Annotated in this window: 8 protein-coding genes; 3 read left to right on the top strand and 5 right to left on the bottom strand. The window is 69.4% G+C overall.

Annotation, left to right across the window (positions count from 1 at the left end; all coding sequences use genetic code 11):
- Nucleotides 1–172 precede the first annotated feature (172 nt).
- Nucleotides 173–826 (top strand): Maf family protein, encoded by a 654-nt coding sequence (locus KD1_RS02145; RefSeq protein WP_068396858.1) that lies wholly within the window; start codon nucleotides 173–175, stop codon nucleotides 824–826.
- Between the two features lie 89 nt (nucleotides 827–915).
- Here the strand turns inward: KD1_RS02145 and KD1_RS02150 are convergent, their stop codons facing one another.
- The 5 genes from KD1_RS02150 to KD1_RS02170 form a co-directional block, all read right to left on the bottom strand.
- Nucleotides 916–1,935, bottom strand: coding sequence for a dihydroorotate dehydrogenase-like protein (locus KD1_RS02150; RefSeq protein WP_068396860.1), 1,020 nt, complete (start codon nucleotides 1,933–1,935; stop codon nucleotides 916–918).
- Entirely contained in the window at nucleotides 1,932–5,498 is a 3,567-nt protein-coding gene (nifJ, locus tag KD1_RS02155) for a pyruvate:ferredoxin (flavodoxin) oxidoreductase (RefSeq protein ID WP_068396863.1), read from the bottom strand. The genes KD1_RS02150 and nifJ overlap by 4 nt, the downstream gene beginning before the upstream one ends.
- Nucleotides 5,499–5,515: 17 nt before the next feature.
- Nucleotides 5,516–7,213: an NAD(P)-binding protein gene (locus KD1_RS02160; RefSeq protein ID WP_083541939.1), complete on the bottom strand. Its 1,698-nt coding sequence runs from the start codon at nucleotides 7,211–7,213 to the stop codon at nucleotides 5,516–5,518.
- A 93-nt stretch (nucleotides 7,214–7,306) separates the two neighbouring features.
- Nucleotides 7,307–8,869, bottom strand: coding sequence for an acyl-CoA carboxylase subunit beta (locus KD1_RS02165; RefSeq protein WP_068396865.1), 1,563 nt, complete (start codon nucleotides 8,867–8,869; stop codon nucleotides 7,307–7,309).
- Between the two features lie 11 nt (nucleotides 8,870–8,880).
- Complete coding sequence (locus KD1_RS02170; protein WP_068396868.1) at nucleotides 8,881–10,062, bottom strand: acyl-CoA dehydrogenase family protein; 1,182 nt, start codon at nucleotides 10,060–10,062, stop codon at nucleotides 8,881–8,883.
- Nucleotides 10,063–10,129: 67 nt separating this feature from the next.
- On the opposite strand from KD1_RS02170, the gene KD1_RS02175 reads away from it, so the two are divergent.
- Both KD1_RS02175 and KD1_RS02180 read left to right on the top strand, forming a co-directional pair.
- The gene (locus tag KD1_RS02175) at nucleotides 10,130–10,540 is read left to right on the top strand and encodes a MerR family transcriptional regulator (RefSeq protein ID WP_068396875.1); all 411 of its coding nucleotides are present in this window, start codon (nucleotides 10,130–10,132) and stop codon (nucleotides 10,538–10,540) included.
- Nucleotides 10,541–10,687: 147 nt separating this feature from the next.
- Nucleotides 10,688–12,235: an acyl-CoA synthetase gene (locus tag KD1_RS02180; RefSeq protein WP_245627238.1), complete on the top strand. Its 1,548-nt coding sequence runs from the start codon at nucleotides 10,688–10,690 to the stop codon at nucleotides 12,233–12,235.
- Nucleotides 12,236–12,245 lie beyond the last annotated feature (10 nt).

Raw genomic sequence — 12,245 nt, forward strand, 5'->3', positions numbered from 1 at the left:
GCCCCTCCCCCGCCGCCCCTCCCGCGGTTCGAGGTATTACGCGTCGGAAAGGCGCCGCGTAATACCTCGAACCAGGCGGGGCCCCTCCCCGGATCGAGGTAATAGACGTCGGAAAGGCGCCGCGTAATACCTCGGACCGGGTGGGGGAGGCGCGTCGGTTACCGTTGACGCCGTGCCGATCCGTGTTGTTCTCGCCTCCGCCTCCCCCGCCCGTCTGAACCTCCTGCGCCAGGCCGGGGTCGAGCCCACCGTCATCGTCAGCGAGGTCGACGAGGCCGCCGCCGAAGCCGACGCACGCGAACGGTACGGCGACCTCGAGCCGGCCGACATCGCTCTCGTCCTCGCCCGCGCCAAGGCCGAGGACGTCGCCGAGTGGGCCGACGCCGAGGACGCCTTCGTCATCGGCTGCGACTCCGTGCTCGAGTTCGACGGAGAAGCGTTCGGCAAGCCCGCCGATGCCGCCGAGGCCATCGCCCGCTGGCAGCGGATGCGCGGCCGCACCGGCGTCCTGCACACCGGCCACTGGCTCATCGACACGCGCGAGACCGCCGCCGACGACCCCGACGCGGCCGGCACCGGAGCCACCCTCGGCGCGACCGCGTCGACGACCGTGCACTTCGGCGACCTCGACGACGCCGAGATCGAGGCCTACGTCGCGACGGGCGAGCCGCTGCGGTGCGCCGGCGCCTTCACCATCGACGGTCTCGGAGCGCCGTACATCGACGGGGTCGACGGCGACCCGAGCAATGTCATCGGACTCTCCCTGCCGCTGCTGCGCAGCCTGCTCGCCGAACTGGATATCCCCTTCAGCGCCCTGCGCCCCTGACTCCTCCGCCGAGTGGTCAATCCGTGCGACGTAACCGGTGGTTAAGTCGCAAGGATTGACCAGTCAGCGAGTCTGGACGGAGCGCGGGTTTACAGGTGGCCGAGGTCACCCCAGCGGGCACGGGCGGAGGCCAGCGCCTCCACGTACCCGGCGCGCTGCGTCGCCTCCGCCGAATCACCCGCCGGTACGGCCAGGGCACCGCGCACCCGATCCAGCCCCAACCCGGTCCCGGCGAGCCAGGCCTGAAGCCCCTCCAGCATCTCCCCGACGACACCGACTCCGTGCTCCAACAGGGCGGAGGCGACCATGACGACATCCGCCCCGGCCAACAGCCCCTTCGCCACGTCGCCGGCACTCCACGCCCCACCGGTGGCGGCCAGCGATGCACCGCCGATCTCGTTGCGCAACACCGCGATCCACGCCCGCGGCAGGCGACCGTCCTCCGGCCGCGAGAGGTACACGCCCGGTTCGACCGACATCGTCACCGGGTTGATGTCGGGCTGGAGGAACCGGTTGAACAGCACCAGACCGTCCGCCCCGGCCGCCACCAGATCACGCGCGACGATGCCCGTGTTCGAGAAGTACGGGGAGAGCTTGACCGCCACCGGCACGTCGACGGCCCCACGCACCTGCCGCAGGATCTCCACGTGCCGCGCCTCGATCGACGCTCCGGTCATGCTCAGATCACCCGGTACGGCGTAGATGTTCAGCTCGATCGCCGCTGCTCCGGCCGCCGCCAACTGCGACGCGATCGACGTCCACCCGCCCAACGATGCTCCGTTGAGACTGGCGATGACCGGCACATCCACGGCCGCGGCCGCCTCACGCACGAGCGTCAGGTACTGCCCGACGCCGTCGACCTCGTCGAGCAGCGGCTCGGGGAAGTACGTCGTCGCCTCCCCGAACGCGTCCTCGTGCCGCGCGACCTCGAGGAAGTCGTCGACCTCCCGCTGCCGCACGACCTCCTCCATCAGCGACGGCAGCACCACCGCACCCACGCCCGCCGAGGCCAGCGCCACCACCCCGGCGACGTCCTGGCTCAACGGCGACGCCGACGCGACGATCGGGTTGCGCAACTCCAACCCCAGGTACCGCGTGGCCAGACTCATACCCGGCTCCTCGGGTCCGGCGCGAACCGTTCGGCACCGCGCGTGGCCATCTCCTCGTAGACGTCCCACCGGTTGTCGGCGGCATGTTGCGCCAGGTCGAGCAACCGCTGCGCCTCGTCCGGATCCGACGCCTGCAACAACCGGAACCGCAGTTCGCGCTTCCGATACTCCGCCAGCGGGATCGTCGGGCGCGGCGAATCGAGCATGAACGGGTTGCCGCCGCGATCGCGCACCACTGGGTCGTAGCGCACGAGCGGCCAGTGCGCGGAGTCGACCGCCTTCTTCTGCTGGTCCAGCCCGAACTTGAGGTCGTAGCCGTGGGCGATGCAGTGGCTGTACGCGATGATCAGCGAGGTCCCGTCGTACGCCTCGGCCTCCCGGAACGCCCGCAATGTCTGCTCCGGGTCCGCCCCCAACGCCACCCGCGCGACGTACACCGAGCCATACGACACCGCCTGCAACGCCAGGTCCTTGCTCGCCGCCGACTTTCCGCCCGCGGCGAACTTCGCCACCGCCCCCAACGGCGTCGCCTTGCTCGACTGTCCTCCGGTGTTCGAGTACACCTCGGTGTCGAGCACGAGCACGTTGACGTTGCGCCCCGACGCGAGCACGTGGTCGAGCCCGCCCGACCCGATGTCGTACGCCCACCCGTCGCCGCCGACGATCCACACACTGCGGCGCACGAGATGATCGACAACGGAGCGCAGATCACGCGCCGCCGGAGAATCGAGCGCGCTGAGCCGGTCGGTCAACTCGGCCACCCGGAGGCTCTGTGCCGCCAGCTCCGCCTCCCCGATCTGCGGCGAACCCAGGATCGCGTCGACGAGGTCGCCACCAAGCTCCGATCGCAGTTCGGTCACTCGCCGCCGCGCCAGATCGGTGTGCAGGTCGGCCGCGGCCGACAGGCCCAGCCCGAACTCGGCGTTGTCCTCGAAGAGCGAGTTCGACCACGCCGGCCCGTGCCCGTCCGCGTTCGTCGTCCAGGGCGTCGTCGGCAGGTTGCCGCCGTAGATCGACGAGCAGCCGGTGGCGTTGGCGACGGTCAGGCGGGCCCCGAACAGTTGGGTCAGCAGCTTCAGATAGGGCGTCTCACCGCATCCCGAGCACGCCCCGGAGAACTCGAAGAGCGGCTGGAGGAACTGCGCCCCGCGCACCGTGCCGTAGTCGACGCGGGAGCGGTCGTTGAGCTCGATCGACTCGAAGAACGCGACCCGTTCGGGGGCGGTATCGAACTGCTCGGCCGCCGGTTCGAGGTTGATCGCCTTGCGCCCGACCTGCAGCGGCGGCGTGACCGGGCAGGCCTCGACGCACAGCCCGCAGCCGGTGCAGTCCTCGCTGTAGACCTGCAGCGTGTACCGCGACTGGGGCAGCCCGACGGCGTTGAGCGGGGCGCTCTCGAACGATTCCGGAGCGCCGTGCAGCGCCGACTCGTCGTAATACTTCGCCCGGATCACCGAGTGCGGGCAGACGAACGCGCAGTTGCCGCATTGGATGCACGCGTCGGCGTCCCACACGGCGACCTCATCGCTGATCCGCCGCTTCTCGTACTTCGTCGTGCCCGATGGGTAGGTGCCGTCGACCGGCAGCGCACTGACGGGCAGGTCGTCCCCGCGCCCGGTCATCATCGCGGCGGTCACCTCCCGCACGAACTCCGGAGCGTCGTGCGGCACGACCGCGGGCACGGGCCGGTCGGTCGTCGGCGCGTCCGGCACCGGCACCGTGACCAGCCGCTCCAACGCCGTGTCGACGGCCGCCTCGTTGCGCCGCACGACCTCCTGCCCGCGCTTGCCGTAGGTCTTGCGGATCGATTCCTTGATCGCCGCGATCGCCGGCTCGCGTTCGAGCACGCCGGAGATCGCGAAGAACGCCGCCTGGAGCGCGGTGTTGGTCCGCCCCGGCATGCCCGTGTCGCGCGCGACCGCCGACGCGTCGAGGGCATGCACGCGCAGCCGCCGTTCGATGATGGCGCGCTGCACCGGCTCCGTCAGGGACGCCCACACGGCCTCGCCGTCGCCGGGCGCGTTGAGCAGCAGCACTCCCCCGGGCTTGGCGTGCCCGACGACGTCGAGCACGTCGAGCAGCCCCAGGTGGTGGCAGCCGACGAAGTCCGCCTCGGTGATGAGGTACGACGCCCGGATCGGCTCGGACCCGAACCGCAGGTGCGACACCGTCTGCCCGCCCGACTTCTTCGAGTCGTAGACGAAGTACGCCTGCGCGTTCGTGCCGTCCCGATCGCCGAGGATCTTGATCGTGTTCTTGTTCGCGCCGACGGTGCCGTCCGACCCGATGCCGTAGAACAGCGCGCGGAACGTCCCCTCGGGCTCGAGATCGACCTCGGTCCAGTCCAGCGACGTGCCCGAGACGTCGTCGTGGATGCCGACGGTGAACCGCGGCCGCGGCGCGACTGCGTCGAGCTCGCCCAGCACGGCGAGCACCATGCCCGGCGTGAACTCCTTGCTCGACAGGCCGTACCGCCCGCCGATGACGATCGGCATGCTCGGCAGCGACCCCGCGGTCACGGCGTCCGACAGCGCGGTGACGACGTCGACGAGCACCGGCTCCCCCTGCGAGCCGGGTTCCTTGGTGCGGTCGAGCACGGCGATTCGCTTCACGGAGCGCGGTAGCGCGGCCACGATCGCCGCCGCCGGGAACGGCCGGTACAGGCGCAGCGTCAGCGCGCCGACCTTCTCGCCCCGCTCGACGAGACGCGCGACGGTCTCAGTGGCGGTCTGCGCTCCGGAGCCCATCGCCACGACCACCCGTTCGGCCTGCGGATGACCCGTGTATTCGGCGATCCGGTAGTGCCGACCGCTGTGGGTGGCGAGCTCGTCCATGGCCTGCTGCACGATCTCGGGCACCTGCGCGAGGTACGGGTTGACGCTCTCGCGGGCCTGGAAGTACACGTCCGGGTTCTGCGCCGTGCCGCGGATGAACGGCCGCGTCGGGTTGAGCGCCCGCGCCCGGTGCTCGTGCACCAGCGACTCCGGCACGAGGGCGCGCAGCACGTCGTCGTCGAGCGTGTCGATCGTGTTGAGTTCGTGCGAGGTGCGGAAGCCATCGAAGAAGTGCAGGAACGGCACCCGGCTGCGCAGCGTCGCCGCGTGTGCGACGAGCGCGAGATCATGCGCCTCCTGCACTGAGGTCGACGCGAGCAGCGCGAACCCGGTCTGGCGCACGGCCATGACGTCCTGGTGGTCGCCGAAGATCGACAGACCCTGCGCGGCGAGCGACCGCGCGGCGACGTGGAACACCGTCGGGGTCAGTTCGCCGGCGATCTTGTACATGTTCGGGATCATCAGCAGCAGCCCCTGCGAGGCGGTGAACGTCGTGCTCAACGCCCCGCCCTGCAGCGCTCCGTGCATCGCCCCAGCCGCTCCACCCTCGGACTGCATCTCGATGACGTTCGGCACCGAGCCATAGACGTTGGCGCGCCCGCGTGAGGCCCATTCGTCGGCCAGTTCGGCCATGGGTGAGCTCGGGGTGATCGGGTAGATGGAGCACAGTTCGCTGAGTCGGTAGGCGACGTCCGCGGCTGCCTCGTTGCCGTCGATGATGCGGCGCATGGTGATGGCGTTCTCCTTCAGCGCAGACCGGCGCGCAGGCCGATGGTGGGGGCGATGAACGCGCCGGGGACCGTCGCCGGGTCGGTGGCCTCGGGGATCATCTCGATGGCGTGGACGGGGCATTGCCGGTAGCACGTGCCGCAACCGGTGCAGGCGTCATAGTCGTACCGATAGCGTTGTCCCACACCGAGTTTGATGATGGCGTCCTCGGGGCAGGAGCCCAGGCACCCGTCGCATTCGAAGCAGTTGCCGCACGAGAGGCACCGGCCGGCCTCGAACCGGGCCTCCTGGGCGTTGAGGCCGACCATGACCTCGGTGAAGTCGCGGACACGACGCTCCGGGGTGACCTCGCGGCTGTGTCGGCGGCCATGGTCGCCGAAGTACCAGAGGTGGAGTTTGTCGAAGTCGGCGAGGTCGTGCCTGGGCGGCCGCTCGCCGCTGCCGCCACGCAGCCACACGTCGATGCTGCGGGCCGCCTTCTTGCCGTGCCCGACCCCGACGGTGACGGTGCGTTCGCTGGGCACGGCGTCGCCGCCGGCGAACACGCCCGGCGCGCCGGTCATGAGGGTGTTCGGGTCGACCACGACGACGTCGCGGTCGAACTCCACGCCGGGTAGGGAGCGCAGCAGGCCGGTGTCGCTCTCCTGTCCGAGCGCGAGGATCACCGTGTCGGCCTCGAGGGTCTCGTACTGCCCGGTGCCGTGCGGGCGGCCGTCGTCGTCGAGTTCCTGGATCTCCACGCGCAGGTCGTGCTCCCCCATCTCGGCGATGGTGCGCAGCCAGTGCATCTCGACACCCTCGGCCTCGGCGTCGGCGGCCTCGGCCTCATGCGCGGGCATCTGCTCGCGCGTGCGCCGGTAGACGATGACGGTGTCGTCGGCGCCCATCCGACGCGCGACGCGGGCGGCGTCCATGGCGGAGTTGCCGCCGCCGTAGACCGCGACCGTGCCCGACAGCTCGGTCGCCTCGCCCGTTTCGACACCGCGCAGGAAACTCACCGCATCGAGGATCCGCCCGGCATCGCCGTTGGGGATGTCGACGCGCCGCGACAGGTGCGCCCCGACGGCGACGAACGCGGCGTCGAACCCGCCCTCGCGCATCTCCACGGAGAGGTCCTCGACCTTGCGGTTGAGGCGCAGGTCGACGCCCATGTCGATGATGCGGGCGACCTCGGCGTCGAGCACGTCGCGAGGCAGGCGGTAGGCCGGGATGCCGTAGCGCATCATGCCGCCGGGTTGGTCGCCGGCGTCGGCGATGGTGACGTCGTGGCCGAGCCGGGTCAGGTGGTAGGCGGCCGAGAGCCCCGACGGGCCGGCACCGACGACGAGCACGCGTTTGCCCGAGCGCACGGCCGAGGGCTGGAACTGCCATCCGGCGGCGATGGCCGCGTCACCGAGGTGCCGCTCCACCGAGTGGATCGAGACGGCCTCGTCGAGTTCGGCACGGTTGCACACGCTTTCGCAGGGGTGGTAGCAGACGCGGCCGTGGATCGCCGGGAAGGGATTGTCGGCGGTGAGCACGCGCCACGCGGCCAGGTCGTCGCCGGTGCGGGCCTTGGCCAGCCACGCCTGGATGTTCTCGCCGGCCGGGCAACCGGCGTTGCACGGCGGCAGCAGGTCGACGTAGACCGGTTTCTGGGTGCGGGCCGGGCCCGAACGGGGCGCACCGGAGCCCAGTGTGGGCTGGGGAGTGATGTCCGCTGACCTGGCCTGCATGCCGCCTCCTGTCGAGGAGTCGGCGCCGACGCCGGCAACCTCCCTTCGACCCTAGCCGAGGGGTGTTTGCCGGCGTCGCGGGGGCTGTGCCGATCAGACCGGCGGCACCGCCCGGCGCTTGGTCGAGAAGTGACGGTCACGCTGGGCCGCGTACCGCAACCGATGCAGCAACTCGGAGCGCAGTTCGTCGGCCTCGATGATCCCGTCGATCACGAGGTCGGCGGCCAGGCGTTCGAGGTCGACGTCCACCTCGTACTCGGCACGCTTCTCGGCGATGAATGCGTCGCGCGCCTCGACGCCCTGGTCGGCCTCGATCTTCGCGATGGTGTTGGCGTACACCGCGTTGACGGCCGCTTCGGGCCCCATCACGGCGATCCGTGCCGTGGGCAGCGCCAGCGTCGCGTCGGGCATGAAGCCCGGCCCGCCCATGGCGTACAACCCGGCACCGTAGGCCTTGCGCACGACGATGCAGAACTGCGGCACGGTGGCCGACGCGACGGCCGAGACCATCTTCGCGCCGTGCCGGATGATGCCGCCACGCTCGACCTCCGAGCCAACCATGAAGCCGGGCACGTCCGCGAGGTAGATCAGCGGGATGTTGAACGCGTCGCACAGCCAGATGAAACGCGCCGCCTTGTCGGCGGAGTCGGTGAAGAGCACGCCGCCCTTGACGGCGGAGTTGTTCGCGACGATGCCGACGGTGGCGCCCTCCATCCGCCCGAAGCCCACGACCAGTTCGGCGGCGAAGAGGTCCTTGATCTCGAAGAAGGAGTCGTCGTCGATGAGGCCGTCGATGACCTCGTGCACGTCGAACGGCACCGACTCGACCTCGGGCACGGTTTCGCGCGTCAGTGGCGCACTGGGCTCCTCGGGGTGGTACGTGGGACCCTCGGAGTGCCAGTTCTGCGGCATGTACGAGAAGTACAGCTTGGCCAGTTCGATGGCTTCCTCGTCGTCGGCGGCGAGGAGGTCGCCGACACCGGAGATGGTGCAGTGCATCCGCGCTCCGCCCATCTCCTCGAGGGAGACTTTCTCGCCGACGACCATCTCGGCCATGCGCGGCGACCCGAGGTACATCGAGGCGTTGCCCTCGACCATGATGATGATGTCGGTGAACGACGGGATGTACGCGCCACCGGCGGCCGACGGCCCGAACAGGCAGCAGATCTGCGGGACCTTGCCCGAGAGCGCGACTTGGTTGTGGAAGATGCGCCCGGCCCCACGACGGCCCGGGAACAACTCGACCTGGTCGGTGATCCGCGCTCCGGCGGAGTCGACGAACCAGAAGACCGGCAGTTCCTCGCGCAGGGCCGTCTCGGTGGCGCGCACGATCTTCTCGACCGTGCGTGCGCCCCAGGAACCGGCCTTGACCGTCGGGTCGTTGGCCACGACGATGACCGGCCGGCCCTCGACCGTGCCGCGCCCGGTGACGACGCCGTCGGCCGGCAGGCCGGGCTGCATGGCGTTGGCGTAGCGACCGTCCTCGACGAACGAGCCCTCGTCCACGAGGAGCGCGATGCGGTCGCGCACGTACATCTTGTTCTGGCTGTCGAGCTTGGCCTTGGCCTTCTCGGGCGGAGCCTGCGAGGCAGCGTGGGCGGCGGCGATCCGCGCCCGGATGTCGGTGACCTTGGGGTCGACGGCGTGGGTGGTCATGATGCCTCTCCTCAGAGTCCGAACGAGCGGGCGATGAGCATGCGCTGGACCTCGGAGGTGCCCTCACCGACCTCGAGGATCTTGCTGTCGCGGTAGAAGCGCGCGACCGGGTACTCCTCCATGAAGCCGTTGCCACCGAAGATCTGGGTGGCGATGCGCCCGGCGGTCACGGCGGACTCAGTCGAGTAGAGCTTGGCGATCGAGGCGGCCTTCTTGACCTCCGCGACGGAGCGTCGTCCGCGCTCCTGCTCGTCCTTGAGCCAGGCCGCGCGGTAGGTCAGCTGGCGCGAGGCCTCGAGCATGACGGCGAGGTCGGCGATCTGGAAGCTGACGCCCTGGTTGACGCCGATCGGCTTGCCGAACGCCATGCGGGTCTTCGCGTACTCGGTGCACTCCTCGAGCATGCGCTGGGTCATGCCGACCGCGAGCGCGCTGATGGCGATGCGGCCGTCGTCGAGGGTCTTGAGGAACTGCTTGAACCCGTCGCCCTCGCGGCCGAGCAGGTTCTCCTCGGGGACGCGGCAGTCCTCGAACGTCAGGCCGTGGGTGTCGCTGATCCACCAGCCGAGCTTGTCGTAGGCCGGCTCGACGATGAATCCCGGTGTGCCCGACGGGATCATGATCGCCGAGATCTGCGGCGATCCGTCGTCGTTGGTGCCGGTGCGGGCGGTGGCGGTGACGACCGAGGTGATGGCCGTGCCGGAGTTCGTGATGAACGCCTTGGCGCCATTGATGACCCATTCGCCGGCGTCGCGCACGGCCTTGGTCTTCGTCGCCCCGGCGTCGGAGCCGGCCTCGGGCTCGGTCAGACCGAACCCGGCCAGCGCGCGGCCGGCGACGAGGTCGGGCAGGAACGTGGCCTTCTGCTCATCGTTGCCGTAGGTCAGGATCGGGTTGATGCCCAGGCCGACACCGGCCGAGAGGGTGATGCCGATGGACTGGTCGACCCGACCGAGCTCCTCGATGGCGACGCACAGGGCGGTGAAGTCGGGGCCGTCCTCGGCGGTGGCGGAGCCGCCGTACTCCTCGGGCACGACGAGGCCGAACAGACCGAGCTCACCCATCTTCGGCACGAGGTCGGTGGGGAAGTACTTGTCCTTGGACCACTGCGCGACGTGCGGGGCCACCTCGGCCTGGGCGAAGTCACGCACCAAGGCCCGGAATTCCTCGTGGTCCTGGCTCAACTCGAACATCGGGGCTCTCTTCCACATCGAAGCATTTGTGTTGACGTTGACGTAAACGTAAAGCATGCTGACTCACATGACAACCCCTGAGCCGACGTGGACGATCCGAGAGGTGGCCGAGGAATACGGCGTGACCCATCGCACGGTTCGCCACTACGAGGACCTCGGCCTGATCACCCCGGAGCGCCGTGGGACCGCCCGGATCTACCACCGCCGGGACCGCACGCGGTTGGCGCTGATCGTGCGCGGCAAGCGCCTGGGGTTCCCCCTCGAGCAGATCCGCACGATCATCGATCTGTACGACGCTCCGCGAGGCAAGGCGAGCCAGTTGGAGTACGTGCTCGAGCAGATCGACGATCGTCGCGCGGACCTGGAGCGCCGGCGCGAGGACATCGAGGCCGCGATCTCGGAGTTGGGTGAGTTCGAGCGGCGGTGTCGCGCGGATCTTCAGGGGCTCGTCGGTTCCACCTCCCCACTCGTTGAGTGAGCGACGCCCCCCCTCGTTGAGTGATGGATACGCGTGGCCTATCGGGGCTATAGGCCACGCGCATCCATCACTCGACGAAGGGGTGGTGACCACCTAGCGATCGCTCGGTATACTGGGTCACGTTCGTCAACGATGACTAGGAGAGCCGTGTACCCCTACCCTGGAGCCCTCACCGAGAGCCAGCCCGACAAGGTCGCCGTGAAGATGGTCGACACCGGAAAGACCATCACCTACCGCGAACTCGACGACCGGTCGACCCGCCTGGTCCATGCGCTGTGGGACCGCGGCCTCGGGGAGGGCGACATCTTCGCCGTCATGTCCGAGAACGCCCTCGAGATCGTCGAGGCGTACTGGGCCGCGCTGCGTGCCGGCATGATCATCACCGCGATCAATTACCACCTCTCCCCCGACGAGGCCGGCTACATCCTGCAGGACTCCGGCGCCAAGGCCCTCATCGTCTCGGCAGGCCTCAAGGACACCATCGCGGAGATGCCCGAGGCACCCGCAGTGACCGCTCGGCTCGCGTTCGGCGGCGACGTGCCCGGTTTCGAGTCGTACGAGGACGTGCTCGCGGCCTCGAGCGCCGAGCCCCTCGGGATCCTGCGCGCTGGTACCGACATGCTGTACTCCTCGGGCACGACCGGTCGCCCCAAGGGTGTCGCGGTGCCACTGCCCGACCGCAAGGTCGACGAGCCGGGCGACATGATGGTCGACGTCTTCGGCAAGATGTACGCGATGGGTCCGGACACGGTCTACCTCTCCCCCGCGCCCATGTACCACGCCGCTCCGCTGCGGTACATCGGTCTGACGACGTTCATGGGCGGCACCGCGCTGGTCATGCCGAAGTTCGACGCGGAGGAGTCGCTCAAGCTCATCGATGAGTACAAGGTCACGCACAGCCAGTGGGTGCCGACGATGTTCGTGCGCATGCTGAAGTTGCCCGAGGAGGTGCGCGCGAAGTACGACGTGTCGTCGATGCGGATCGCCGTGCACGCCGCGGCTCCGTGCCCGGCCGATGTCAAGCGCGCGATGATCGAGTGGTGGGGCCCGGTCATCCACGAGTACTACTCCTCGACCGAGAAGGTCGGCGTCACGCTGATCGGCCCGCAGGAGGCACTCGACCACCCCGGTTCCATCGGTCGCGCCGTGCTCGGCATTCCGCATGTCGTCGACGACTCCACCGAGAACTTCGACGAGGTGCCCGCCGGGCAGACCGGTCTGATCTACTTCGAGCGCGACCACGTCTCGTTCACGTACCACAACGACGAGGCCAAGACGAAGGAGTCGCAGCACCCGCTGCACCCGAACTGGGGCACCACCGGCGACGTGGGCTACATGGATGAGGACGGGTACATCTACCTGACCGACCGGCGCTCGTTCATGATCATCTCCGGCGGGGTGAACATCTACCCGCAGGAGGCCGAGAACGTGCTGACCATGCACCCGAAGGTGCTCGACGTCGCCGTGTTCGGCGTCCCGGATGAGGAGATGGGCGAGCAGGTCAAGGCCGCCGTTCAGTTGGCGCCAGGCGTCGAGCCGAGCCCGGAGCTCGAGCAGGAGCTGCTCGCGTTCGCCCAGGAGCACCTGTCGAAGTACAAGACGCCGCGCTCGATCGACTTCCACGACGAACTGCCGCGCACGCCGACGGGCAAGTTGCTCAAGCGCAACCTCAAGGCGGCGTACTCGGCCAAGTGACCTGACCCCC

Source organism: Kribbia dieselivorans NBRC 106261 (genome assembly GCF_001552435.1).
In the GTDB taxonomy this organism is placed as follows: Bacteria; Actinomycetota; Actinomycetes; order Actinomycetales; family Dermatophilaceae; genus Kribbia; species Kribbia dieselivorans.